We start from the raw sequence: 26,934 nt of genomic DNA on the forward strand, positions 1-26,934 counted from the left end.
TGACTCGGTTTTGTTACTGAGTTATAAAACGCTGTTCTATTAGCAAAATTGTAGAGAAGCTGCGCTTAACTATGCGGACAGTTTAGGGGCTGAATTGTTTTGGAAGATGTTTCAAGAAGGATTTTATTTCCAGCCGTCACCCTGAATTTATTTCAGGGTCTATTTTGCCGGAAAGATGCTGAAATACATTCAGCATCACGATCGAATGAAATATCAGGTTCATTTTATAAAACAAAAAAGGTCGTGGTTTACACCACGACCCAAAAAAAATATAGAATTTAAACCTGTTTAAGCATATGCCACTGCATCTTTCGATGCCAGCTTAGTTGCTCCCATTAAGTATTCATCTACCTTACGGGCAGCTTCTCTGCCTTCTGAAATGGCCCAAACCACTAATGATTGTCCACGGCGGACGTCGCCTGCAGCAAAAATCTTTGCAATGTTGGTTTGATAGGTATGTTCAGATGCCTTTACATTTCCACGGTTATCTAATTCAATACCCAATTTTTCAAGTAAACCTTCTTTCTGAGGATGTAAAAATCCCATTGCTAAAAGCACCAGCTCGCATGGAAGATCTCTTTCAGTACCTGGAACTTCTTTAAATGTAACCGGACGCCCGTTTGCATCAATCTCCCATTCTACATCAACAACTTTTAGTGCTTTAAGATTTCCTTTCTCGTCAGCAATAAAGTTTTTGGTATTAACTGACCAGGCTCTTTGTGCACCTTCCTCGTGAGAAGAAGTATTTTTCAGCAACATTGGATAATTTGGCCAAGGCATATGCTCATTGCGTGCCTGCGGTGGCATTGGCATAATCTCGAATTGTGTAACGGATTTTGCGCCATGGCGGTTTGAAGTACCAATACAGTCAGATCCGGTATCACCACCGCCAATTACAATCACATTTTTACCGGTAGCCATAATATCTTCTGCTTCTACAGTCCTGCCAGCCACACGTTTATTCTGCTGTTTTAAGAAATCCATTGCAAAATGGACACCTTTAGCTGAACGACCATCAATCGGCAGATCACGTGGAATTGTTGAACCGCCTGCCAATACAATCGCATTAAAATCACGTAATAAGGTACCTATTTCAACATTTTCGCCTACGTTGGCCTTGCATTTAAAAATGATCCCTTCTTCTTTCATCAAATCAATACGGCGATCTACCACGTTTTTTTGCAGTTTGAAATCGGGTATGCCATATCTTAATAACCCACCCGGTGCATCATCACGTTCGAAAACGGTCACTTCATGCCCGACTTTATTTAGCTGGGCAGCAGCTGCCAGCCCTGCAGGACCTGAACCAATTACAGCAACTTTTTTACCCGTTCTGATTAACGGTGCTTTAGCTTTGATAAATCCTTTTTCGAAAGCAATTTCGATGATATGCTTCTCAATCTCTTCAATAGAAACCGGTGGTCTGTTAATGCCTAACACACATGCCGATTCGCATGGTGCCGGGCAAATTCTACCCGTAAATTCCGGAAAATTATTGGTGCTTAATAAAATATTTGCCGCTAATTCCCATTTACCCTGATAAACAGCATCGTTAAATTCCGGTATCACGTTACCCAGCGGACAACCTGACTGGCAGAAAGGCACTCCGCAATCCATACAACGGGCAGCCTGATTGTTTAATTCTTGTGGCGGTAAATTATTTAAAAATTCACCATAGTGTTTTACACGCGTTGCAACCTCTTCTCTAATGGGTGCAACTCTGTCGTATTCTTGAAATCCTGTTACTTTACCCATGGCCTAGTGTGTTTTTACTTGTTGGTTACGTTTGCTTAAAACTGCCTTGTATTCTTTAGGGAATACTTTTACGAAATGCGCAGACTGGGTTTTCCAGTCGCTTAAGATAAACTCAGCTACCTTGCTATCTGTTAAGCGGATATGTGCTTTAAGTAAGGCTAAGATACGCTCTTCATCTTCTGCCTGAAGTGGATCCAAATCAACCATTTCCTTATTGCATTTACGCTCGAAAGTTCCATTGGCATCGTAAATCCACGCCACACCACCACTCATTCCAGCGGCGAAATTGCTTCCGGTATCGCCAAGAATCAGCACCTCACCGCCAGTCATGTATTCACATCCATGATCGCCAACTCCCTCAACAACAGCTGTTGCACCAGAGTTACGTACGGCAAAACGTTCGCCTGCTTTACCACGGGCAAACAACTCACCAGAAGTTGCACCATACAGGGCCACGTTACCAATAATGATATTTTGTTCAGGAACAAAAGTAGCGTTTGAGAAAGGGTAAATAGCCAGTCTCGCACCTGATAAACCTTTACCTACATAATCGTTTGCCTCGCCTTCCAGTGATAAAGTAACCCCACGGGTATTGAAAGCACCAAAGCTTTGTCCTGCAGAACCTACAAATTTAAAGTTGATCGTATCTGGAGGTAAACCAGCGCTTAAATGAACTTTTGAAATTTCATTAGACAGCATGGTGCCTATCGCACGGTCTGTATTTTTTACATTAAAGCTGGCAAATACAGGTTCGTTATGATGGATGGCAGGTTGGGCTGCCGCAATCAGCTGGTGATCTAAAACCTGATCCAAGCCATGATCCTGAGCTTCTGTATGATATAAAGGCAAACCATTTTCTTCTGCCTTGTATAATATGGCTGATAGATCAAGGTGTTTCAGTTTCCAGTCTTCGGCAGGCAATTCACGTAATTTTAAAATATCAGCCTGGCCAATCATTTCGTTAATGGTCCTAAAGCCAAGTTCGGCCATAATCTCCCGTAATTCCTCTGCAAGGAAATAGAATAGGTTTACTACATGGTCTGCATCACCGGTAAATAATTTTCTTAGTTCCGGATCTTGTGTCGCCACCCCTACCGGACAGGTATTTAAATGGCATTTACGCATCATGATACATCCTGAGGTTACCAACGCGGCTGTTGCAACGCCCCACTCTTCTGCACCCAGTAAAGCTGCAATGGCGATATCCCTACCTGTTTTCAGCTGACCGTCTGTTTGTAAAACGATACGGTTGCGCAATTTGTTCTTTACCAGGGTTTGGTGTGCTTCCGCCAGTCCTAACTCCCATGGTAAACCCGCATGCTGAATAGAGGTTAACGGCGAAGCACCGGTACCGCCATCAAAGCCGGATACAAGAATAACATCAGCATGCGCTTTGGCTACGCCGGCTGCAATAGTACCTACGCCGGCTTTAGATACGAGTTTAACATTGATCCGGGCCGCGCGGTTGGCATTTTTAAGATCATAAATTAACTGTGCCAAATCCTCGATGGAATAAATATCGTGGTGTGGAGGAGGCGAAATTAAACCTACGCCTGGCGTAGAGTGACGAACTTTTGCAATCCAATCATCTACTTTATGCCCAGGTAATTGCCCGCCTTCTCCCGGCTTAGCGCCCTGAGCCATTTTGATCTGTAACTCATCAGCGTTGGTCAAATAATAGCTCGTTACACCGAAACGCGCAGAGGCCACCTGTTTAATCGCTGAGCGCATGCTGTCGCCATTTGGCAGTTTGGTATAACGCATTTCATCTTCACCACCTTCTCCGGTATTGCTCTTTCCGCCGATACGGTTCATGGCAATGGCTAAAGTAGAGTGTGCCTCATGCGAGATTGAGCCGAAAGACATCGCTCCAGTGGCAAATCTTTTTAAGATAGATTCTGTAGCTTCTACCTCGTTCAAAGGAACAGAAGGGCGGCTATAATTGAATTCAAACAATCCACGGATGGTGTAAGCCTGTTGTGTCTGCTCATTTACCAGTTTAGAATATTGTTTGAAAATATTGTAGTCGTTTTTACGTGTTGCGTTTTGTAGTAAGTGAATGGTTTGCGGATTAAATAAATGCGCTTCACCTTTGCGTCGGAATTTGTATGTTCCGCCAGCCGGCAATAAGTTTTCTGTCTGCGTTAGCGGGCCAAAACTGCGGTGATGTTTGATTAACGTTTCCTTCGCAATCTCATCCAAACCTAAACCACCTATACGCGAAACTGCACCCGTAAAATAGGTATTTACCACCTGTTTGCTTAAACCTAAAATCTCAAAAATCTGCGCACCCTGGTATGATTGAAGGGTCGAGATACCCATTTTAGAGAAAATTTTAAGTAAACCGCTGTTTACCGCGTAAATATAGTTTTTGGTAAGCTGTTCTGCCGACAAACCAGATTCTTGCTGGAAACCATTAATGGTTTCTAAAGCCAGATAAGGGTTTATTGCCGTAACCCCAAAGCCCAGCAAGGTTGCGAAATGATGTACTTCCCAAATATCTCCAGCTTCAATCACAATACCAACCGCACCACGGTATCCTTTACGGATCAAATGATGGTGTACTGCCGAAACCGCCAGTAGAGAAGGCATCGCGGCGTGTTCAGAATCGATAGCCCTATCGGTTAATACAATCACCTGGAAACCGTCTTCAACCGCATCAACTGCATAACGGCACAAACGGTCTAAGGCTTTAGCCATAGCGCCTGGTTTGCCATCTGCCCTGAAATAAGTCTGCAAAGTTTTTGCCTGGAAAACGCCGGTATCAATACTTCTTAATTTCTCTAATTCCTGGTTGGTTAAAATCGGATGTTTAATCGCAACGCAATGTGCCTGTTTTGGTGTTTCTTCCAGCAGGTTGCCCATGCTGCCCATAAAACTGGCCAAACTCATTACCACTTTTTCCCTGATCGGGTCAATTGGCGGGTTAGTTACCTGTGCAAATAACTGCTTGAAATAGGATGATAAGTGTTGTGGACGTTTTGACAGGATAGCCAGAGGCGTATCGGTACCCATTGAACCAATCGGTTCCTTGCCTTCAATGGCCATTGGTTTAAGCAAAAGATCTACATCTTCTCTGCTATAGCCAAAAACCTGTTGATATTTGAAGATAGATTCAGAAGATAAGCCGGTAAACATTACGCGGGGCTCAGGCAATTCCTCCAAGCGGATTTGGTATTGGTTAATCCAGTCGCCGTAAGGACTTTTGCCACAAACTTCTTCTTTAATTTCATTATCGCTGATGATCCTGCCCTGCTCCATGTCTACTACGAACATTTTACCGGGAGTTAAACGGCCTTTCTCGATGATCGTGCTCTGATCGATGGCCAGCGCTCCCGCTTCAGAACCCATAATTACGCGGTCGTCAGAAGTAATGGCATAACGCGAAGGCCGGAGACCATTACGGTCTAAAGTAGCGCCAATTAATTTACCGTCAGTAAAAGCAATGGCGGCAGGTCCGTCCCAAGGCTCCATCAAAGTGGCGTGGAATTCGTAAAACGCCTTTTTAACAGGATCCATATCCTCATTGCCATCCCAGGCTTCGGGCACCAGCATCATTAGTACATGCGGCAGGCTTCTTCCTGAGTGAAGCAACAGTTCAATCACATTATCCAGACAGCCTGAATCTGAGTTTGTCTCGTCGATTACAGGCAATAACATATCAAGTTCTTCCGGTGTAAAGTAAGCAGAAGCAAAAGACTTGACGCCTGCTCTAAACCAGTTTAAATTTCCTTGTAAAGTATTGATCTCGCCGTTATGCGCAATAAATCGGAACGGCTGGGCCAGTCTCCATGAAGGAAAAGTATTGGTGGCAAAACGCGAGTGAACCAAACCTAGGGCAGACACCATACGCTTATCGGTAAGATCGGTAAAATACGTGCGTACCTGTAAGGAAGTGAGCTGACCTTTATATATAATGGTTTGTGCGGAAAGCGAAACGATGTAAAAATCTTTACCGCCATGAACGGTATTTACGATCAGTTTGATCAGGTAATTTTTAAAAATGTAAAGTTTGCGTTCAAAATCTGCGCCTGGTGCCACCGCATAAGGGCGGGCAATAAACACCTGTTCAATTTCAGGTTCAACGGAAAGGGCCATGTTGCCTATGTCCGTTGTGTTTACATCAACCTTTCTAAAACCTAAAATTTCAAGGCCTAGCTTTTCAGCAGCACGGTAAATCAGCTCTCTGCATTCTTCCCTGGACCTGATATCCTTAGGCATAAATAACATACCAACACCATAATTATTGGTTTCTGGTAGGCTAAAGCCTGCTTTTAAACATTCATCGTAAAAAAATTCGTGAGGAATCTGAATCATGATACCTGCTCCATCGCCTGTATTTGGTTCTGCTCCACAGGCCCCTCTATGATCTAGATTCTCTAAAATAGTAAGTGCATCAGAGATGATTTGATGCGATTTCCGCCCTTTCACATGTGCAACGAACCCAATACCGCAGGCATCGTGTTCAAATTGCGCATCGTACAATCCACTGTTTGGTTCCATTCTTTGCTCGTTAGTTGTTAGTGTATAGGAAACACTAAGATAGGAAAAAGAAATCTTAAATTACAGAGTTGACACGATTTTTGGAAAAATTTTAGTTCCTAGGTAATTTAATGCGTTTAAATTTAAAAAATAATAATTATTGCGAGATACATTTAGCAAATTGATAATGGTAATATTGTATAATAAATCCTCATTTTAGGCCAATATTGAAACTAAACCGTTTTAATAAGTATTTCAAGTATGAATAATTTATTTAAATATAAAATAAACTGCCAAAAGTGGATCTGTTGTGATCAATTTAAAATGCCGGTTTCGATTTTATTAATTTATTAATCAGCTATATAGCTTAAAACTAAAAAAAAATACAGAAATGCGTTTTGCAAAACAACTTCTTTTTCTACCTTTGTGGCCGGGCAAGTCTTTTACGACCAGCTCCCTTTGAACTCCCCCAGGGTGGGAACGCAGCAAGGGTAGAAGGTTGTAGCGGTGCGATAGAAGGTGCTTGCCCTTTTTTTACCCCCTTATTCCCCTGAAGGGGGGATATTAAATTCTTCAGGGCTTCTTGCAGCAGAACCTAATAATCATTTTAAGAATTTATAAACATGAAATTTTTTATTGACACAGCAAATCTTGATCAAATCAAAGAAGCTCAAGATCTTGGCATTTTAGATGGCGTAACAACCAACCCTAGCTTAATGGCTAAAGAAGGTATTACCGGCGATGAAAATGTAATTAACCATTATAAAGCAATCTGCGATATTGTTGACGATAATGTAAGTGCAGAAGTAATTTCGACCACTTTTGAGGAAATTATCAAAGAAGGCGAAGCCCTGGCCTCATTAAACCCGAAAATCGTAGTTAAAGTTCCGATGATTAAAGATGGTTTGAAAGCCATTAAATATTTTTCTTCAAAAGGAATTAAAACCAATTGTACTTTGATTTTTTCTGCCGGACAGGCTTTATTGGCAGCAAAAGCAGGCGCAACATACGTTTCTCCTTTTTTGGGCCGTTTAGACGATATTTCTAACGATGGCCTGGTTCTAATTGAAGACATCAGAACGATTTTTGATAACTACGGATATGAAACACAAATTTTAGCGGCATCCATCCGCGGACCATTGCATATTGTAAACTGTGCTAAATTAGGCGCCGACGTAATTACGGCACCATTGGCTGCTATTGTTGGTTTATTAAAACACCCGCTAACAGATAGCGGTTTAGCAACATTTTTAGCCGACCACGCTAAAGCAGCAGGTAAGTAATTTTTAAAGTCGAAAGTCTTGAATCCTTAGTTTTAAGTCGGATTTCCGGTTAAGACTAAGGATTTTTTTATGGATCATGTCAGGGGAGTAATGGATAAATTTTAGGTTCCATCATCCATTTTCCCTCTCCCATATTCCCTTATTTTTTGGAGAACAGAACCAGTGCCAATCGGTTGCTCCAGTCCTGCTTTCCATTATATTCCGGTGAATTTTCGATAAAGATAAATTAATTGAATACCGGAATGCCATTTCAATCAGGGCTAGCTGGCAGGGGCAGCTTAAGCAAGATCAAAGCACAAGCGAGCGGAACAATTCGTAAGTTTAGATGAGCACAAGAGAGATCCATAGGTACCTGATTTGCCGGGTTATTTTTTCAGCTTTCCCATTTCTAAACTTCGTAACTCATCGTATTATTTGCGTTAACGATGGAAACGGCATCCTTTTGGGCTGCCATCCTGAGCGTGGTCGAAGGACAGCCAAAAAGATATAGTCTACAGCGTGTTCAAACGCCCAAATCATTAAAATGGATAAAGTAAGATAGATAATGGGCAAATTGCAGGCTAGATCTCCTGTATTACCTTTTCCATATTAGTTTGGCATGGGCGATTTACTTATTCCAAACTCCTAATCCCGAACTCTAAACTAAAGATTCTCTTTTTAATACCTCTTTAACCTTCTCGTAACTGATCTGCTCATCCGGTTCAATCAATATCCCCTTCACTCCTGCCCCATTTGCAGCTTCTACGTCTCTGGGTTTATCGCCGATCATAACAGATTGTGCCGGATCAATATCATACATGTCGATGGCATCAAGAATCATTCCTGATGCAGGTTTTCTACATTTACACTCCCCACCAACAGTTGGATGATGCGGACAGTAATAAAAGCCGGCAATATCAGCCCCCTTAGCCAAAAAAGCATTTCGTAGCATCTGGTGCATAATAGCCAGTTCTTGCTCGGTATAGCGCTTTAATGCAATGCCGCCCTGGTTCGTAATGACAATCAGCAAATAACCCTCGTCAAACAATTTTTTTAATACAGGGATCTGGTAATCTAAGATTTTAAAATCTTCAACCCGGCAGATGTAATCGTAAATTTCGTGGTTAAGTACACCGTCGCGGTCGAGAAAAATAGCTTTGTTCATTCTTGAGATTTGAGTATTGTGATGTGAGATATGAGAATGGAGATCTCTTACTCACTTATAATTTCGCCAAAATAACTGAAAATTAAGCATAAAAGAAAGCCCAACCTCATTAAAGGCCGGGCCTAATCATAAAATTGATCTGGTTTGCTTATTTCAAATTCAATCCTGCCTTGTGGCCTTTTATGGCAAAAAACAGAATGTATAAATAGCAGGGCAATACCGTTAATAGGTAGGCCAGTTGAAAGTTGATATGCAGTTTTTCATTTAAGAAAGCATATAGTAGCGGCATTATGGCACCCCCTGCAATACCCATAATCATAATGGCTGAACCTATTTTAGTAAATCTGCCCAGATGACTAATACCGAGCGGGAAAATTGCAGGCCACATCAATGAATTGGCTAAGCCTAGTAAAGCCACGAAAATTACTGCGAACCAGCTGGAAATTAAAAAAGATAAAATGGTGAATAAGATCCCTAAAATGGCACAGATTCTTAAGGCCTTTTGCTGCGAGATGTATTTTGGAATGGTTACAATGCCAACAATGTAACCAATTAACATACTAAAAAGGGTAATGGAAGTTAATTTTCCGCTAATTTCAGCGTTAATACCTAACTCCCGGCCGTAAATCCCAATGATATCGCCAGCCATAACCTCCGCTCCCACATATACAAAAATGCAAAGTGCTCCCAAAAATAAATGTGGAAACCGGAAAATGCTTTTGTGTTTAAGTACCGCCCCTTTGCTTTCGTCTATCACATCCTCTTCAACCTCAACCTCCGGCAAATTGCTAAATTTAATCAGCAATGCAAAAAGGCAGAAAACAATGGCTAAAACAGCATAAGGCATATTTACACGGCCCAACACATCGTTTAACAGTTGTTCATGTGCTGCGCCCGTAGCCGCTTTAATCCGTTTTTCAACTTCAGAAGCATTTTTAAGAAACAGACTGCCCATAATCAAAGGCACAATCATACCGGCAAATTTATTACAGATTCCGGCAATACTAATGCGTTTGGCTGCACTTTCAATAGGTCCTATAATGGTTAAGTACGGATTTGATGCGGTTTGTAACAAAGCCAGTGCCGCCCCCTGTACGAAAATACCGGTTAAAAATAAACCAAAAGTTCTGGTTTGAGCTGCCGGAATAAATATCAATGAGCCTAAACCCAAAGTAATCAAACCTAAAACAATCCCGTTTTTAAAGCCCACTTGTTTCAATATCCACGACGATGGTAGCGCCAAAAAGAAATAGGCCATGTACGAGGCGAAGGTTACGAAAAAAGCCTGTAGGTTTGACAGGCCAAAAGATAACTTAAAAAACGGAATCAGGGTTCCATTTGCCCAGGTTACAAAGCCGAAAATAAAGAATAAAGCACAAATAATAATGAGCGGTTTCGGCCCCTGTGCCAGGGCTGATTTTGTTTTTTGCTGCATGAGTTTGGTTCGGTTTATTTGTTTAGGCCAAACTAAAGAATAATTTTTAATAAATAGGTATCACTGCTTTTGCAATTTTATTTTTGACATGTCTTTAAACCCATTTCGCTATGTATGATCTACATGTTAAGTATAGAAAACTTACAAAATCTTGTTAAAAAAGGACCACTGAATAATTAATTTACCTATAAATCAATACACTACCGCATTTATCGATTTTTAATTTGCAGGAAACAGTCTATACGCCTATATTTGCACCACTTTAAAGGAAACGGCTAACGTTGATGTAAAGTAGATTCCGTAGCTCAGCTGGTAGAGCATTACACTTTTAATGTAGTGGTCCTGGGTTCGAATCCCAGCGGGATCACAGAAGATAGTATAAAAACTACGTAAAAGCTTGCAAATCAAATGATTGCAAGCTTTTTTATTTTACCGGAAACACCAAAATATGCAATAAATCGCATAAAAAAAGTGAGTGATTCGGTGAGTAGTTTTACAGAGTGGCATACTCACTGGAAAAGATGTAAGTTATTGACTTACAGAAAGTTCAATCATTGAACGACTTGATACGATTAGACTGCAAGGCTAACTTTGTTAACTTTAAATCAGTCGATTATGAAAACTAATTTCAGTCTGCTCTTCTACCTGAAGAAACCAAAAAACTATGTTAAAGGTGCTGTTCCTGTTTATCTAAGGATTACCGTTAATGGAAAACCTGTGGAAATGTCCGCCAGCAGAAAATGTGAACCGGAATTGTGGAACACCAAAGCGGGTCACATGATCGGCACAAAAGAAGATGCCAAAACTTTAAATTCCTATCTCGACAAAATGAAAGCAGGTGTCACCGCTGCCCATACTTCTTTATGCGTAGAAGACGCAGACATATCCGCTGAAAGCGTTAAATGCAAGTATCTGGGCAAGGCCGAAAAAATGCACACTATTATGGAGGCCATTAAAATTCACAACACAAACATGGCCGCACTTGTAGAAAAGGAAGATTATGCGGAAGGCACTTTGAGGCGGTTTAAGGTACTGGAAAAGCACGTTAAAGAATATCTTTTACTGAAATACCGAACAGGTGACCTCAACATCCGAAATATAGACCATGAGTTTATTGATGGTTTTGATTTCTACCTGCACACTTCAAAGGATAATGATACCAATACAGCCAGTAAGCACCTTAAAAATCTTGGAAAAATCGTCCGTATATGTCTTAGAAACAAATGGATCATCACCGATCCCTTCTTTGGTTATAAGTTGAAATCAAAACTCGTACAAAGGGAATACCTTACTGCGGATGAACTGCAAAACATTGCCGGCAAAAAATACAGTACCGCAAGACTTTCACAGGTTCGAGACTTCTTCCTGTTTAGCTGCTATACGGGGTTGTCCTATGCCGATGTGCAAAAACTCAAACAAACCGACATACGTATAGGTATTGACGGGGAAAAGTGGCTGTTCAGCTATCGTAAAAAAACTGGTACGCCTGTAGCCGTCCCGCTTATCCCAATAGCCGCTGATATTCTGGAAAGGTATAAAGATCATCCTTTCTGTGTCAATCAGAACAGGGCGCTGCCGATTTCCAGCAATCAAAAAATGAACGAGTATTTGGTGGAGATTGCCGCACTATCGGATATCGTCAAGACACTCGGCAACCGGATCGCCAAGCGCACTTTTGCCACTACAGTTACCCTTTTGAATGGTGTACCTATTGAAAGCGTATCAAAAATGATGGGACATACCAATATACGCACCACCCAACTTTATGCAAAAATGCTGGATGAAAAGGTAAGCAGTGACATGGCACCTTTAAGACAAATTTTTGCCTCAATTTAACTCCTTCCGGTCGGCAGCTCATGTGCCGACCGCTTTTAAATACACGCTAATAGAATGGAAACAAAGATCAAAATTTCTGATGAACTGGTTATGAACCAGATTTACATTATAAGAGGGCATAAAGTGATGCTGGATTCCGATCTGGCTGAACTATATGGAGTGGAAACCAAACAGCTAAAGCGGCAGGTAAAAAGAAACGCAGAACGTTTTCCCGAAGATTTCATGTTTGAGCTAAACACTGAGGAACAGAAAATCTTAAGGAGCCAATTTGGCACCTTAAGACACGGGGCGCACTCGAAATATAACATCATGGCCTTTACCGAACAGGGCGTGGCAATGCTTTCCAGCGTGCTAAACAGTACAAGGGCTATTGAGGTAAACATCCAGATCATCCGCATTTTTACCAAAATGCGCCATGTGCTGTCCGACAATACAGAGATCAGGCTGGAAATTGAAAAGATTAAAGGAAAACTGAATAACCAAGACAAAAACATGGAGATTGTTTTCCGCTACCTAGACGAACTGCTGGAGAAACAGGAACGGCCAGCGCCGAAAAGGACACGAATTGGGTTCAAGCCCGACGAACTGTAGTTTTCTGTTACTGGCTTCTCCGTATATGCCAAAAGCGGGAACAGCAACAGCCAAGAGCGGAGGCCGTTCCGCAGGCCGCAAATGCGGGACGGCCAATTTGCAGGCATTATTCAAGTAAATCCTATTTATGGTTTTTGATTGATAATATCGCTATTTATTTAATTCAATTTTTTTGGTAAATACATAACATAGGTTCAGCAGTTCCACCAATTGATTATAAAAAAATAACATATCTGTTAGTTCCTCGCCTTCAGGAGATTCAGCAGCGAAATGAATCCATCCCTCGTATAGCTCCCAAAGCTTAGTACGGGATTCGTGAATCGGATGGTTCACGAAAAAATAAGTAATTGACGGCACAGGATTATCAAGATCCTCATCGGAGATATCAATGAGTTGATAATTTAAAGCCTTTAAAATTTCTTCCATAACCTCTTTATTTATTGATGAAACGATATACCATTCTTAATTGATCTACAAAATTTTTGAAATCACCCTCATAGTGTTTCTTTAGTACTAAGAGCTGAAATTGGCTTTGCTGAAAATAACTGACCAGTTGGCTATCATCAACAGAGTTCAACAGCACATAATTTCTCGGGCTGTAGCTCAGCATCGCAAAAAAAGCGGTATTGAAGTAATATTGTAGCGGATGTATTTTTCCTTGAAACATTAGTCGAAGTTCTAGGTTATAATAATCGCCCATATCTTTCCATAGAAAACAGATTTCTGGTGTTTCATTATTAAAGGCGCATGGCGTCATATACGATCTTCTTGGCTTGCCTTTTACATTACGCATTCCATATGTATAACTGTAGTGTGTGTACAACCTTCCTGAAAGTAAAGGAAGCGCCTTTTGCCAGAGCTCAAAAAGCTGATTGAAATTATTTTGGTTCTGTTTCCGTTTTTCAGAAAGCTTATGAGCGTCTTCTTTATATTCCGGGTTAGCAACCAAGGCTATTTTCTTCATGTCGAAGCAAATCTCAACGAGGTTTTGTTGTTCGTCCGAAAGATCGATTTCAGAAAGTTGCATTTCATTAAGCACGTATGTTGTAAAGCTTCTTACCTCGGTTTTAGCCTTGTTCAAAATCCCTGTATAAGGAATTAAAAAGGGATAATGATTTGTTCGGAACCTTTCATTGTTGTTATCTGCCAAACAGAAACCCAACACCTTGTGTGTTTCTCTAGGTGGCTCTTCTTGAATTGAAGGAACTGCTTTCCGGAGCTCCACTATATTTGCAGATACTATAGGAAGTTGTTTTCCAGGTTTATATAGGCCTTTATACCTCACTTTTGACGACACATGCAAATTATCCTTCGACTTATGGATCATCAGGTATTTAGATCCCCCTGTTTCCTGATCAAAGAATCCCGGCCAATAATAGTCCTCGAAATCATATTCAGTGTGGTAGTACATCAGCTGGTTAAGCGCAAAATAAGCGTATCGGCTCAAATAGTTTTCATGGGTATCAACGCTGCAACTTATTAATAGTTCGGAGGTGTTAACCTTAATGTAAACAAGTTCTTCAGGCTCTTTGTCCAGAATTACACCTATTACAAGCAGTTCATTGCTGAAAGATATTTTTCTGATTTTAATGGGAAAATAACCCCTTTTGGGTTTTCTGATCTCAGAATATTGGTTCAGTGTATTTTCTGTAAGTATTCTTGTATTTGGCGTAAAAGGCAAATGAAAGAAGTTCATTGATGGAATAGTTTTATTCGGCATAATTCACCTCACTTTCTTTTTTTAATTGTGTGTAAGATTCCGCCACTTTTGCAAGGGATTTTATCTTGTCACCGCACATAATTTCAGTAAGCTTTAAAAAGGTGGAAACACGGGTGAATATTTGTTCCGCATCGGCTTGTTCAACCTTAAAATCATCTTTGTAACGTGCAGCGGAATAACTTTTTACCGTAATATCAAATAGCCGTTTGTCCTCTTCACTGCCTGATAAGAATAGCCTTGATGGTGCCGGAGAAAAGCTATCGCACATCCGAAGCTGTCTATATAGGTTGTGTATATCAGAGCGGTAAGCCAGATGAACCCTTATCAAAACAATACAGCATTGTTCCACTACCTGATGCGCCATAAATGCACTTAGATTGTAATGTTGGTTCGTCAGGCATTCTTTTGCACTTTTTAAAAATCCTGTTGCCAATGGAAAGCGGTGGTTGTAATGTTTTTGAGCTTTTACCGCTCCCTGTGTAGGTATCAAACCTATAGCCTGAAAAGGTTGTACCATACCATCCCGACTATAGAGAATCTGACCCTCATTGTAAACGGTAATGAAAAACCTGTTATTGGCCTTTATTGCCTCTGCAATGGTTTCTTTACCATGAGCCATTATGGTGATCTTGCCGAAAGGGTATTTGTTATTGGCAAAGTCTTGCACTTCGTGTTCAATTCTGGTAACGCTTTCGGTTACCATCAACAAAAAATAATGATAGTTTTCTGTACTTTGGTTTTCTATAAAGCACCCGTCATTGACTTTAAAATCAATGTATTTACCAAAGCTATAGATTTGCTCGGGCTTAAATTTTTGAACCAGTTCTTTGATAAAGGCCGAAAAGTTTTCTTTCTGGAGCTGACCAGATTGCGAGAATTGTGTTTCCATAATCGTGACATTTTTGATTTCTGAGATCAAAAATGCGGTACGGCAATTCCGTAACCTACCAATAAAACTGGTATCTTACCACAATACATTGGTTCATTACTATCTTAGGAATTTATTATATTTGCTTTATGGAAACGCCTACAAAATCTAACAAAGTGCATATCGGCAGAAAGATCAGCCGTATCAGGGAAATACGTGGTATAAAACAAGATTTTCTTGCTATTGAACTTGGCGTAAGCCAGCAAACGATTTCTAAGGTGGAGCAAAGTGAAGAAGTTGACGATGTAATGTTGGAAAAGATTGCAGGTGTACTAGGTGTGAGTGCCGATGCAATAAAGAATTTCAGTGAAGAGGTTCTAATATTTCATATCCAAAATATGCATGATAACGCATCTGCGTATCAGTACAATTATCAATGCCACTACAATCCACTTGATAAAGTTGTAGAGCTTTATGAGCGGCTACTCGCTAGTGAGAGAGAAAAAAATGAGCTATTAAAAAATAAATAAATCAAATATGATATTAGCTTGCTAAGCAATAGCTTTCATCTCATTTTGTTCTTTATTTAGTTTATTTTTTTATAAAAAACTCATTATCAAAAGATGAAACGTAAATTTGATTAATGAAATGAGTTTATGAGAATTTCCATCCTATTTTCGAATTTTCTCAGGGGTGTCAATTTAAATTCTCAAAAATTTAGGAAATAAGGAGATTTACCAATTGACTTCTAACTTTTCATAGCGCTGCATAGTGGCGGTTTTTGAGACTAATGTCCAGACGAAGACTAGTCTTGAACCTTGCAAAGGTGTTCAATCCAAGCATATTTATCACCATTATGCAGAACTTCTTTTAGCTGCTGCCCTTTTTTGTCAGCCTGTTATTTTTAACGATTGAATAAGTCCGTCATTTAATTTTAAATGATAAGACAGCACAACTGGGCTTACGGAAAATTGCCCGAAACTTCGGTTTTTAGAATTTACTTGTCATAATTTCTAATTGTTAAATTTAGAAATTCGCTCTTTGTTTTTTCAATTTTATGTCTTTGTTTTTGTCTGTTGTCTATGCGTAAGGTTCTGTTCTGCTCACCGCTAACATTTTGCAGCTACCCGAAGGTGGCGATTTGAAGCACTAAACTGTCATCAAGCACAACTTTGATAGAAGCACAGAGCTTAATTAACCACTGAACCGTCACTTTTGGGTAGCTACTGTTACTTGCAGTTTTTATTTCGGATAAAGTTTTAAATCTAAAAATACCTTTTCAGTTCTGATAAGAGCTTCTGTTATTTTTTGAAGGTCAGCCGAAATTAGTAAAACTTCAACTTTTTCTAACTCGTTATATTGTTCGTCTGTCAATTGATTGTCGAAGTCTTTTTTTACTTTTTCTATTGCGGTTTTTATATATCCTTTTACTTCGCCACAAGAACGCATATAGTCAGCTAACATTTCTTGTTCGTTTTTCAGCCATTTGCGCTCTGTTTTGTTTTTTATTGCTTCCATTTCGGAATAATAGGTGCTTGCGTTACGTACTAAACTTCTATATGTGTCTGCGTCTGCACCAGCTACGCCATATCTCCCACATTGATGAGCTCTTCTTATCAAATATTCATAGCTCATTGCATTGTCGTCAGAAAACTTATTGTTTGTGTTTATCATAAATTACAATTTTAAAAAACAATCACCATAAATATCAAATCCAAATTTTTTGGTAGCAACATCATTTTTAGGAACAGAGCCACCATCAGCTAAATTTGGAATTTTCAGTTTAATCCCATTTGTCGTTTCTTCGTAAGCCCAGTCAAAAACACCAATTAATAATTTTCCGAAGCTCGTAGTTTCATCTTCCCACTGTTCGGATATTTCGTCCATTTTTTTTATTGCGTCTTCTTTTGATAATTTAGTAACGCTTCCGTCAATTGAATAATGTTCAAACATAAAAGTCTATTTTTTGGTTTATACTACTGTCTTTTAAAATTGCAAGTAACGTTTGGCAGCTACCTGAAGGGCGGGCTTTTTACCACTGAACTTCATTCTGAGAACTGAACTTTCGGCTTGCATAAAATGCGTTTACGAAGCACAAAACCCAGCCTTTTGGGTAGGTGCTGTTATGCCTCGCTTTTAATTTCATCCGTCCCGTAAATTGCTTGTGTTATAATTTGTTTCAGCGGCTCCATTTCTCCTTTGTTGGCTTTGTCCAATGCTAAAAAATATGGCGTTTTGTCTTCGAGGATGATTTGCTTATTGCTTTCAAGTAATTCACTTGCTTGTTGTGTAAGTAAAAATCTTGCTATTCGTCCATTACCGTCAAGAAAAGGATGTATGGCTAAAAACTTAGAATGGAACTTGGTAAGTTCTTCAAGTATGTAATTTTTATCTTTTGATTTTAGTAAATCAGAGTAAATACTTCTCCACTCAAGTAATAATTTTTCTGTTAGTGGGTCAACTTGGTCAGGGTCTGGTGGTATATAAGTTGCATCGTTAAGAGTAGAATTTGGCGAACCAATCCAAACTTTATTTTTTCTTAACTGTCCTAAAAGTCCGTTATTGGTTTCAAAGAGAATTGCCTTGTGTAAAAGGCAAAGTAAGTCTTTATTTAATTCACTTGTAACTATGCTAATTTTTGGAAATAGTAAATTTCTTTTGTCTGTCTTCGGAATTGCTTGCTGAAAGTTCGCCATTGTGCTTTGTGTTGTCTCATACAAATTCTGCATAAAGGAGAACACTTTTTCGGAAGGAGCTTTCCAGCCGTCTAATTTTTTACCAATAGAAGTTATTATATGTTCAGTCTGTTCATTAAGTAATTTTTTTAAATAATTTCTTTGGTCGGAGAAGAAACTCAGTTGTTCTTCCTTTGTCATTTCGATGCCAAGGATTGTTAAGCGTAATGCAAACCCTTGTGGACTGTCCAACAAGACCCTTATTTTTTCAATATGATAAATTAATGCGGTTGATTTTTTGCTTTTCGCTTCTTTGATTAACGTTTCTCTATCTGAAGGCGTCAATTTCTGATTAGTAACGAATACAATACCGTCAACCTTGTTTTTTGCAACACCTTTTAAGTCATCAATAAATTTTTTCTTAATATCTTTAAATTCTTTTATTGTTGTCGGGAAATAAGCTGCTCCAACATATTTCCATCCATTTTTTTCACAAATAACATCTTTTATTCCGTCAGGTCCACCAAGAGGACATTGTGGGTCAATGGAAGTAAACCCGTCTAAGTCTAAAAGATTTGCAGCAAGTCTTTCGGCTTTTGGTTGTCCTTCTCTCCAATGTAAAAGTTTTATTTCTGTGTCCATATTGTCGTCTTAAAATGAGGCATAACTTATATATATCGAATACTCTACTTCAGAGAACTTCTCCCAAGCACTCCGATTTTCTAATATATGAGGAAGTTTTTAAATTCTAAAATTATCACTTTTTAGTGCCCAAACTATCGTATAACATAGTCCTTGTTACACAAAAGTGTTTTTTCTTGTTTAGACTATTTTACTCTATCAAAAAACGGTGGATTTCTGAGAATATGTTACACTTAATGTTTAGCCATTTTGAGCTTTCAAGAGGTGAAATCTTATTTATTCATCGTTGTATGCCTTGACTTTGATCCATATTATTTTTCTTTTTCTTCTTACGTTTTGGCGGTTCCATCACATTTGCTTGTGGCGCAACATAAACAGGCTCCATAAGCAAACTTAACAAATCAGCACCCAGCTTTCGAGCTGTGCCGATCATTTCCCCTACACTTTCAAACACTCCTTCAGCAGCGTTTTTTGCCAAACCGTTAATGATGGTCTGGTCAGCCTTTTGGTTAGGGATGTTTTGCAATAGATTCATCTGTTTTTTCTGTATGACTGTCCCATTTTGCATTATGTTTGCATAGGAAAGGGTGTCTTTCAGTCCCCTGTCAAAACCAAACAAAGCATCAAACAGGTTCTCGCCCGATTGTTTAAAGGCGGTACGGTTAAATTCCCCAAGCTTAGCAGAATGCTCCTTGTTCTTCCCCTTTGAGGTATTTTGGGGGCTAAGCTTAATCCTATTCGTAATGTCCTTACGGCTGACTATGATCTGGATATGATCCTGTTTTCCTTCTTTGCGCTCGCCCTTTTGCCGTGTTCCGTCCTTTACTTCCTTATCTGTATGTTTGTAATAACGGTAGTTTTCGTGCTTTCCATACCAGAGCAAATCTTTATGGCTGTTAATGCCTGGTCTTTTAAAGTTCTTTGCGTACTCATCCATCACCTTCATTGCAAATTCCTTTAGCTTTTCTTTTGTACCATTTTTACCGTACATCTCGTAAAGATGCGCCAGTTCCTTTTGGCTAGGGCTGATATTGATTAGAAAAAATTTACTGTCAATGAGTCCAAGTTTGGCAATGTTGCCGTCTATCTTCATCCTGACTTCCTGCCTACGGATTTCGTTACCAGTACCGTTAAACCAATTTTCCAGTTCCAGACCTTTGCCTTTTTCGGTCTGCATCTGGTTCTCTTTTTCAAGGTAATTGACCAGCGCACCGCTGCTACCCTTATTATCTCCCGTTTCTGATGTGGTGATGTTGATGAACATAAGCTATAGATTTTCCAGTGATTGCCTTACATGGGCTTGCAGTTCCTCTTTTTTAACATTGGCCGTAGTCCAGCCCAGTGATTCCCTTTGTGTGATGTAATATTCGAGTATCTTGCTAAATCGTAATTTCAGCAACGCTTTGTCTTCCAGATGGGTCTGTGTTCTGGCAATACCACGTTGCAGTGCAGTCATACCCTCTGCAAGCTTTTTCGTATTTTCAAGATCCTGCGCCATATACTTGCCAATATCCTTAATGTACGATGTGTGTTGTTTTGCAATAGTAACCAGCGTACCTGTATCGCTGAAGATGGGCAACAGGAAATCTTTTTCCTGCGTTTTAAAAAAGCCAATAATCCGGTTGTTTCCGCCGGCCAGCTCTTTTTTAAGCAGTTCGTCATTCAGGTCTAAGGGATCTTTCTTGCTCCGGTAGAAATACTCTACCATTTGTATGACGGTCGTCTTTTTTGTCCTGCCCAGCTTGACGGCGATCTTTTCCAGTTTGATATCGGTGGCTACAGGGTAGCGCACCGATTTTGTATTGATATCCTCCATATCCCGAATGTTTAAGGATGGTTTGGTGTTTCGATAATAAGTCTAATTTGAGTACCTCTTTGCGGGTGCCATGAGGGATTATATTCTATGTAGCCAAATTCTACAAGGTCTTTGATGTTCTTATGGTAGGTGGCGATAGATCTGATACGGGAGAACCGCATCAGTTTTGGCCTGCTGACCTGAAAGGTTTTTTCAGGTGCATCGCTGTCGCTGTAGTAGAACAATGCCATCAGCAGGCTGATATGGGTTGCATAAAATCGGCTTTCCATTGCCACCCGTTCAAAATATCCGCTAAGGGCATGGTGTTGTATATTCAGATAGTTCTTCATGTTATTCTCCTTTCAATATTTTTTCTATTAGCATCTTACTGTAATACATCGTACCCCCAATTTTGCGGAACGGCAACGTCCCGTTGATGCGCAGGTTCTGTAAAGTGCCTGCTGATATGTTCAGCATTTTGCGCACCTGTGCGCTCCTTAACCATTCTCCGTTTTGCTGGTTTTCCGTCCCTTGTCCGATAATGCCTTTCATTTCCTGCAACAGTTCTGTTTTGAACTGGCGGAGGTCTTCCATTGTGATGATGTCCATTTTCATAAATTGCGCTCCTCTCTAATATTTTAATTTGCTGATTAGCTGGCTAATCTTATATCTAATTAGCTGGCTAACTGCTTAGTTAGCTAATTGGTATACCTGAAAGTATACCGTTTATGGTTCCTAAAAGCCTTGCAAAGCCCCAAAGTAGCCCCGGAGGCTACTTGAAACCCCTGTAGCGATAGCATAAGGGCAAGCAAGTAGGGCTCCGCCCAACTCCCGCTTGCTCAGCCCCTGAAAAGGGGACTGACTGCCTGAACCGCCTTTCTACCGCCAATAGCTGCTTCCCACAAAACCCTGCAAGCTTTAGAACTGACCCGTATTACGTGCTATGTCAGTAGTTTTTGTTATACATAAACCGTTGTTATGTGGATATATCTATATGTTGCTATATGGATATATACCTATTGAGCAGCATAGATATATAGCTATGTCGGTGGTGTGATACTATCCGTAGGTGAATGGATTTCATCTATGGTTTTCTTCCTTCCCGATCTTACCCATTCGGATAGTTCCAGCATGGAGAAATAAAGTCTTTTGCCCCGCTTGTTCACGGGGATTTCCTTCCGGCTCACTTTGGTGTAAAGCGTGGGTACGGACAGGCTGAGAAATTCGGCCGCCTGTCTGATGGTCAATAAATCGTCTCGGGGACGCTGGGGATTTTGCGACCTGTTTTCCAGCAACAGGTCTTTAATACAATCTACCTTTTCGTGCAGTGTACTAATGGCCTGCGGTAGTTCTTCAAATGTGTACTTCATAAGCGGTATCTTTTGTTTTGATACCGCAATGTTAGTCGCTTATTTTGTAGGGTTACAACACGTTAAACTGCATCCTTACTGTTTCCATACTAATATTTACTGTTTTTTTTGTTTCGGACTGTTGGAACCAGAAAAGGAACTTTGTCTTTTATCCTTACCTCTAAAATCGGTGATTTGCAAACCTTGGTATCGGAAGATATTATCGCACTGAGCCAGCCCTCCGAATATTCGTTTACTTTATCTCCATTGCTATATAAGAAGTGTTTTAGAATCCATTTTTCAAGTTCTGCTTTATTGCATCCCACAATCAGGTTAGCTTCATAGAGCTGCTTAAAAGCATCGGCAAGTTTATTACTGTTTCCGTTGAAGATCAACTGGCTTGCAGGTTGTTCGTCCAATTTTATCATTGCGGCAAGTTGGTTGAAATGTTCCTCTGAAAAATAAGTCCTTATGAGTTGCAAAAAGTCATCTATATACTGATGGTTGAATTTTGGCCGACCCGCATCGGGATTATATGGGATTTTTGTGGGCTGCTCAGGCGTGACATCTTCAGTTTGTTGCTGGCTTTTCTGTTTGGCCATCCATTCCTCGAAAGTTTCACGGGGATTTAGAATTTCATCAATTTCGCTGACCAACTCACTTAAGAACTTATCCCTGATCTTCAAAGTATCATGCAGACTTTCCACAAACTCATCACCTATATAAATATCCTTGTAGTCTGATTGCAGGTTGTTAACGATAAACAAGTAATCGAGTTGAATCGAAAATATTAAGTTTGAGGGATATTCCGCTCTAAGCTCACCATAATGTTGGTGGAAATTTGTCCATATTAGTTTAAACCTTTCTTTTATTTTTTTGATCTGTTCAAATTCTCTTTTTAAACTGATTTCATTAAGGGACAACAAATCAATTAAGGCCATGTCCTTTAATACCCTGATTTCACTCTTATAGGTAAATGAATCATAATAATGGGTTTCGTGCGCAAGGCTATAAGCTGGCTTATTCCAATCTACTCTTATGGGGCTTTTTAATTCGGCTTTGGTAACGACAAGGAGATTAAAAGTCTGTATTTTGGTTAAAAACTGAATTAAGCCTGTCATTTTTTCGATAATTATTTCAATACTAAAATAGTAAAATTTTATTCTGTAAGTTTCACCCAAATAGATACGATGTAGAACTGCTGGGTATTGACTTTAATTCTATCTATCTACAGAGCAATTGCCAGTTGTTGTTAACGAAGTACTAAACCGTATTGAAGATGCTGATAGAATCATAATCGTTTACTGGAATATATTTTTAGCATCCCTGCCAGGCAGAACAACGGGCAAGGAAAATATAATGTACCCTTGCATCAGTAAAGGGAAAGCATGTCTTAAAGTCTCCTCTGTTAATCATTGTTCATATCAGTGCTAATTTCCGGTAATAGTTCAAGTTGTGTTCTTGCGCTGATACAATGCTCATGTCTCTATTCTTTCTCCACGGAAATAGGTGGGTCGTCCTGCCAACGAATCATACCGAGGCAGAAGAACGCATGCATCAGGCGCTGGCCCGTTTGCTGGTTAAAATGCTCCGGCTCTAGCAAGCCATGTGCAACCTGATTTCTTAAATTCCAGCCCCGTGGATCCGTAAACAATACTTTGAAATAATAGACGGTCTCTTCACCGAACGCGCGTTTCACGATCTCATCTTCCAATACGTGATTAAAGGTTTTAACCGGATAGGTACCATCATTAAAAGTCAGAACGTTTCCGCCATTTATTTCCAGCAGATTTCTGATTGCTTCTTCAAATTGGGGAATGAGGATATGGATGCAACTGACGTAGTTTTCCTCAAAAAAATTCTTAATTCCTACTTCTATTAGATTATATCTTGCCTCATCGATAATAGATGATTTTTTCAGAAAATCCATCACAACCCTTTCTGAAATTTTCCCTTGCTTAATTCCTTCTGAAAAAATGAAGTGTAAGTAGATGGAGGCAAATTGCATTGTTTCATGCAGATATGCCACCTGGTGATCTTCTTTACTTTCCAGGTATGGACGGATGTTGGCTAAAACTCGTCCTTTCTTATCTACTATACTAGTGGGCACTGTATATCGAATGGGATGCCGTTGATAGGCTTCTTCCAGATTACTTTCGATTTCTTCCAGCGGTAATATGTGGGCCTTAGTAATCCTGGCAAACATAACATCGCCATCATACTTTAATACCTTATTGGCATATTCAACAAGCTTATCTTTTTCGAAATCATGCTCCACAGCGATGCTTTTGAATTCCTGATCGGATTTTTGACTTACCGCTCTAATTCTTATCATGAGTTCTTCAGCTTCTTTATTTAACTGGAAAAGCCGAAAAATTTGCATCACCTGTTGGAGGTGCCCAGAGGCCTGTATCGCTGGCACCTCGGTAATATGTCTATCGAAACTATCTCTTAACAAATATAATACACGCCTAATGTCTGTTTTCAAACCTTTCTTGTAATAGTATCCCGCTAGCCTTTCCGCAAGCGCTTTGGTTGCCCAAGGATCTAACTTTACAGCCTCCAATCTGGCTTCCAGCAAGTCAATAATTGTTATTTCTTCCTCTTCATTTACCAAACGTTTTTTACGATTCACCAGTAAATCAAAAGATATGCTCCAGATGTTCTTCACTTCCTCAACTGGGATGGCGGCATCCAATCTCAGCGATAAAACCTTTATACGTTCGGTCTGCGGTTGCAGATTGTATTGCTGCGCCAGTGTTAATGCCCGTTCCAGTTTTCTTTTGTCTACGACATACGATCCGTTTACCTGCTGCTCAACACTGTCTATAAGACTCAATGCGCAAAGGTCAATAGAGCTGAAATCTGCAGTTTTACCTGTCACGATCGTTACGAATTCACAATAGAGACCGATGTATCGGCCTCGCAGTATCGGATGAATAACTTCAATTGCCCGCGATTTCCAGTACAATATGATGTCTTCAGTGAGTAGTCTGATGTCGGGAACCTTGGTGCACCAGTTCCCCATTCTGATAATGGATAAGGGGCTGATAGTACGTATTCCATACCGATGGCTTGCCAGTAAAATTTTCCATAAACTCGAATGCAGTAAGTTCTGCCATTACATCTGCAGTCAACGGTATATTTTGCTTTTCGATAAAAGTAGCCAAATTAGAGTAAACCACTCTTTCAGCTATAATTTTAAGCGGTGTGGATTCTAAATCTTGGAAGTAGAGGTCAAGCGGCGGTGGAAGGATCATACATTTCATACAGTTATGGCAAGTTAACAAAACAAATTGCTACTGTAAAATTGGTGATGTGCCATATTTTTTGAAAAGGAGCGCTATTTATTCGGTTTAAAACATCGATTATTTTAGATCTACAGTCAATTCTAACCTTATTGTTTATTTTAGTCTAGGGTAGTTATAAATTGAAGTCAGCATTAGACCGGCACCAAATCCAGAAAATTTAAAAATCAGTTAGGTCTACTTTTGAAAAACCTTTTCCATCTTCTTGATTTCCTTTTCTCATATTCCTCCATCATCATGACGTGCATGTACTGTACTGGATCTGTGATATAAATCTGACGTCCTACAAGGTAGACCCACTGTTCATATGGCCTATGCTCCTTGTCAAAATATTGAACTTTATAGAACTTTCGATCTTGTCCAAGAGCAGCTGAATACTGATCCACAATCACACCTGGAATTCTTAGAATGAAAGTCTGGCCTGCCTTAAATGAATTTTCAACTAAATTGTAAGCATTCATTTCCTGGATCACCGGACTAATAAAGAGAAGGTTTCCATCATTACTTACGCATTTGAACGACAATACGAAAGACTCATCTAATTCACTATATTCAGATTCCATTTCGATCCATGGCATGATGGCCCTCCGATCCCGATCTTCTTCGATCTCTCGGACTTTATACTGTTCCCTTAATGCCTTTCTTTGGTAATAAAAATTTATAAAAAGTCCTATGGATGCAAGTATCACACCTATCGCTTGAATCCAGTCAGTGATCGAAGGTGGGCTAGGATTTATCTGAAAAAATCCGCTTTCAAAAATTCTGGGGTCTATCGTTAATAATGTCATATGGCTATTTGAGTATTAATTTAATTAGGCGCTAATAAAAACACCGGTTAGTTAATCTGGTGAATGACGTTGAAATAGCCTCGGGCTAAAGCCAGGATGAGTGACCTAGCTTCTATCAGATCCATTGTATCATTTGGGATCCCTCTTCCCAAATCGCCGTGCCTTGAGTCAACCGACAGCAGTCCAAAATTATTTACAGTTCCTTTAAATGCTTTTACTTGTTTCTCAGTGTAGCCTGCAACGCGGAGGATATCTTTGAAGCCTTGTTGCCCGGCGTAAAATTTAATACTATCGAGAATAGCGTAAAGATTAATCCAGTCAATACCAAAGCCAATCTGCAATAGAATATTTTGAGCTTTTTCATCATTTACAGCAGCTTGAATCATACCACTCACCGGATTGTTAGCAATCCATTCATCAGCATTTGCAAGGGGGATTGTGTTTAATGTCCCAAAGGTCCTGCTTGGTACGATATGGATTGAATTAGATGGAGTAATATCAGAATCTCCACGGTATAATCTTATCAAATTAAGGTTCGCAGCACGGTAATTATCAAGCACGGGCTCATAAGTTATAATGTGTGCCCCCTTGAACATCGCCAATAAGAATTTACCTCTTGCCCATACCTCCTGTGCGTCCGTTAACTCATTCAGGTGTTCAGAAGTAAAGGTATAGTAGCTTGGTTTGTCATCATCTGTATATTCGGGAAAGGTCATTTCCGGACTATAAAATTGCGGCGAAAAAACTGTTGGGTTTACCGCCGTGAGCGTGAATTCGTAATTGTAGGCCATAATTATTATAAAATTTATTGACTGAAAAACCAAAAGAGATGCGATGCCCAAACCTAAAGAACTCTAGCGACGAATAGACTGTTCGAACGCTTTGAAGATTTACTAATTACAACTTGAGTTGCGCAATGATTAGGTCTACTGAATCTTTAAATTTTTTAGTATTGATTTTGTCTTTGTTAAAAGGTGAAAAATCAGCTGAATTAATTCTGCGAAGCTCTTCAATGTTCTTCCAGTATTCATCCGCTTTTTCTACAGGATGAATTTTGTTCTTAGAAACTGTAAATAAGAACTGGTCAATATGAATTGGAAAAAGTATAGTTTCCCATGTCTCGGCCTGTTTCTTTCTGCCTTCAGAAAGTTCAAATTGGCATGCTGGGTGGATAAACCGCTTCAAATTGACCCCTCTTCGCCACTTTAAAAAGCCCCCCTTTGCCGAGTTAATTTGATAAGGTCCGCCAAAGCAAAGAGACCC

Annotated in this window: 24 protein-coding genes, 1 tRNA gene, 1 other RNA gene and 1 pseudogene; 6 read left to right on the top strand and 21 right to left on the bottom strand. The window is 39.8% G+C overall.

The features are described 5' to 3' along the window. Window positions 1–288 precede the first annotated feature (288 nt). Together ACIQXP_RS16575 and gltB are read right to left on the bottom strand one after the other, a co-directional pair. Complete coding sequence (locus tag ACIQXP_RS16575; protein ID WP_387505971.1) at window positions 289–1,755, bottom strand: glutamate synthase subunit beta; 1,467 nt, start codon at window positions 1,753–1,755, stop codon at window positions 289–291. A 3-nt stretch (window positions 1,756–1,758) separates the two neighbouring features. Continuing rightward, on the bottom strand, window positions 1,759–6,258 hold the full coding sequence (gltB, locus tag ACIQXP_RS16580) for a glutamate synthase large subunit (RefSeq protein ID WP_387505970.1): 4,500 nt from the start codon (window positions 6,256–6,258) through the stop codon (window positions 1,759–1,761). Between the two features lie 411 nt (window positions 6,259–6,669). On the opposite strand from gltB, the gene ffs reads away from it, so the two are divergent. Continuing rightward, window positions 6,670–6,769: signal recognition particle sRNA small type (gene ffs / locus ACIQXP_RS16585), an RNA gene on the top strand. 91 nt (window positions 6,770–6,860) lie between these two features. After that, complete coding sequence (gene fsa / locus ACIQXP_RS16590) at window positions 6,861–7,520, top strand: fructose-6-phosphate aldolase (protein ID WP_387505969.1); 660 nt, start codon at window positions 6,861–6,863, stop codon at window positions 7,518–7,520. 637 nt (window positions 7,521–8,157) lie between these two features. On the opposite strand, the gene ACIQXP_RS16595 is transcribed toward fsa, so the two are convergent. Next, window positions 8,158–8,664: a D-glycero-alpha-D-manno-heptose-1,7-bisphosphate 7-phosphatase gene (locus ACIQXP_RS16595; RefSeq protein WP_378936902.1), complete on the bottom strand. Its 507-nt coding sequence runs from the start codon at window positions 8,662–8,664 to the stop codon at window positions 8,158–8,160. A gap of 148 nt (window positions 8,665–8,812) precedes the next feature. Beyond that, window positions 8,813–10,099, bottom strand: coding sequence for a sugar MFS transporter (locus ACIQXP_RS16600; RefSeq protein ID WP_387505968.1), 1,287 nt, complete (start codon window positions 10,097–10,099; stop codon window positions 8,813–8,815). A 294-nt stretch (window positions 10,100–10,393) separates the two neighbouring features. Here ACIQXP_RS16600 and ACIQXP_RS16605 point away from each other — a divergent pair. The 3 genes from ACIQXP_RS16605 to ACIQXP_RS16615 all read left to right on the top strand — a co-directional run bounded on the left by ACIQXP_RS16605 (window position 10,394) and on the right by ACIQXP_RS16615 (window position 12,526). After that, a tRNA-Lys gene (locus ACIQXP_RS16605) sits at window positions 10,394–10,466 on the top strand. A 248-nt stretch (window positions 10,467–10,714) separates the two neighbouring features. Then, the gene (locus tag ACIQXP_RS16610) at window positions 10,715–11,935 is read left to right on the top strand and encodes a site-specific integrase (protein WP_172395288.1); all 1,221 of its coding nucleotides are present in this window, start codon (window positions 10,715–10,717) and stop codon (window positions 11,933–11,935) included. Between the two features lie 54 nt (window positions 11,936–11,989). Continuing rightward, the gene (locus ACIQXP_RS16615; protein WP_387505967.1) at window positions 11,990–12,526 is read left to right on the top strand and encodes an ORF6N domain-containing protein; all 537 of its coding nucleotides are present in this window, start codon (window positions 11,990–11,992) and stop codon (window positions 12,524–12,526) included. A gap of 150 nt (window positions 12,527–12,676) precedes the next feature. Here the strand turns inward: ACIQXP_RS16615 and ACIQXP_RS16620 are convergent, their stop codons facing one another. From ACIQXP_RS16620 to ACIQXP_RS16630, 3 genes are read right to left on the bottom strand one after another with little or no spacing between them, the layout of a single operon-like run. Next, the gene (locus tag ACIQXP_RS16620) at window positions 12,677–12,952 is read right to left on the bottom strand and encodes a hypothetical protein (RefSeq protein WP_387505966.1); all 276 of its coding nucleotides are present in this window, start codon (window positions 12,950–12,952) and stop codon (window positions 12,677–12,679) included. Window positions 12,953–12,959: 7 nt separating this feature from the next. After that, on the bottom strand, window positions 12,960–14,222 hold the full coding sequence (locus ACIQXP_RS16625; protein ID WP_387505965.1) for a hypothetical protein: 1,263 nt from the start codon (window positions 14,220–14,222) through the stop codon (window positions 12,960–12,962). Between the two features lie 13 nt (window positions 14,223–14,235). Next, entirely contained in the window at window positions 14,236–15,135 is a 900-nt protein-coding gene (locus tag ACIQXP_RS16630) for a HEPN domain-containing protein (RefSeq protein WP_387505964.1), read from the bottom strand. A gap of 128 nt (window positions 15,136–15,263) precedes the next feature. Between ACIQXP_RS16630 and ACIQXP_RS16635 the strand changes: the two genes are divergently transcribed. Further along, on the top strand, window positions 15,264–15,644 hold the full coding sequence (locus ACIQXP_RS16635; protein WP_387505963.1) for a helix-turn-helix domain-containing protein: 381 nt from the start codon (window positions 15,264–15,266) through the stop codon (window positions 15,642–15,644). Between the two features lie 712 nt (window positions 15,645–16,356). On the opposite strand, the gene ACIQXP_RS16640 is transcribed toward ACIQXP_RS16635, so the two are convergent. The 14 genes and pseudogenes from ACIQXP_RS16640 to ACIQXP_RS16705 form a co-directional block, all read right to left on the bottom strand. After that, complete coding sequence (locus ACIQXP_RS16640) at window positions 16,357–16,788, bottom strand: hypothetical protein (protein WP_387505962.1); 432 nt, start codon at window positions 16,786–16,788, stop codon at window positions 16,357–16,359. Between the two features lie 3 nt (window positions 16,789–16,791). Continuing rightward, on the bottom strand, window positions 16,792–17,067 hold the full coding sequence (locus ACIQXP_RS16645; protein WP_387505961.1) for a hypothetical protein: 276 nt from the start codon (window positions 17,065–17,067) through the stop codon (window positions 16,792–16,794). Window positions 17,068–17,237: 170 nt separating this feature from the next. Next, on the bottom strand, window positions 17,238–18,431 hold the full coding sequence (locus ACIQXP_RS16650; RefSeq protein WP_387505960.1) for a Fic family protein: 1,194 nt from the start codon (window positions 18,429–18,431) through the stop codon (window positions 17,238–17,240). Window positions 18,432–18,711: 280 nt separating this feature from the next. After that, window positions 18,712–19,695, bottom strand: coding sequence for a DUF5712 family protein (locus tag ACIQXP_RS16655; RefSeq protein ID WP_387505959.1), 984 nt, complete (start codon window positions 19,693–19,695; stop codon window positions 18,712–18,714). Between the two features lie 3 nt (window positions 19,696–19,698). Then, window positions 19,699–20,247 (bottom strand): BfmA/BtgA family mobilization protein, encoded by a 549-nt coding sequence (locus ACIQXP_RS16660; RefSeq protein WP_387505958.1) that lies wholly within the window; start codon window positions 20,245–20,247, stop codon window positions 19,699–19,701. Window positions 20,248–20,258: 11 nt separating this feature from the next. Next, a complete protein-coding gene (locus tag ACIQXP_RS16665; protein WP_387505957.1) occupies window positions 20,259–20,576 on the bottom strand; it encodes a hypothetical protein in 318 nt (105 codons plus the stop codon). Window position 20,577: 1 nt separating this feature from the next. Then, window positions 20,578–20,835, bottom strand: a complete 258-nt coding sequence (locus ACIQXP_RS16670; RefSeq protein ID WP_387505956.1) for a helix-turn-helix domain-containing protein — start codon at window positions 20,833–20,835, stop codon at window positions 20,578–20,580. 431 nt (window positions 20,836–21,266) lie between these two features. Beyond that, a complete protein-coding gene (locus tag ACIQXP_RS16675; protein ID WP_387505955.1) occupies window positions 21,267–21,596 on the bottom strand; it encodes a helix-turn-helix domain-containing protein in 330 nt (109 codons plus the stop codon). Window positions 21,597–21,685: 89 nt separating this feature from the next. Next, window positions 21,686–22,696: a hypothetical protein gene (locus ACIQXP_RS16680; protein WP_387505954.1), complete on the bottom strand. Its 1,011-nt coding sequence runs from the start codon at window positions 22,694–22,696 to the stop codon at window positions 21,686–21,688. 365 nt (window positions 22,697–23,061) lie between these two features. Next, window positions 23,062–24,459, bottom strand: coding sequence for a DUF4209 domain-containing protein (locus ACIQXP_RS16685; RefSeq protein WP_387505953.1), 1,398 nt, complete (start codon window positions 24,457–24,459; stop codon window positions 23,062–23,064). A gap of 97 nt (window positions 24,460–24,556) precedes the next feature. Next, a complete protein-coding gene (locus ACIQXP_RS16690) occupies window positions 24,557–24,835 on the bottom strand; it encodes a hypothetical protein (RefSeq protein ID WP_387505952.1) in 279 nt (92 codons plus the stop codon). A gap of 215 nt (window positions 24,836–25,050) precedes the next feature. Continuing rightward, entirely contained in the window at window positions 25,051–25,671 is a 621-nt protein-coding gene (locus tag ACIQXP_RS16695) for a hypothetical protein (protein WP_387505951.1), read from the bottom strand. A 47-nt stretch (window positions 25,672–25,718) separates the two neighbouring features. After that, window positions 25,719–26,462, bottom strand: a complete 744-nt coding sequence (locus ACIQXP_RS16700) for a hypothetical protein (RefSeq protein ID WP_387505950.1) — start codon at window positions 26,460–26,462, stop codon at window positions 25,719–25,721. Window positions 26,463–26,568: 106 nt separating this feature from the next. Then, window positions 26,569–26,934: pseudogene (locus ACIQXP_RS16705) on the bottom strand (hypothetical protein); the annotation flags it as partial.

This window comes from Pedobacter suwonensis, assembly GCF_044762335.1.
GTDB lineage: Bacteria > Bacteroidota > Bacteroidia > Sphingobacteriales > Sphingobacteriaceae > Pedobacter.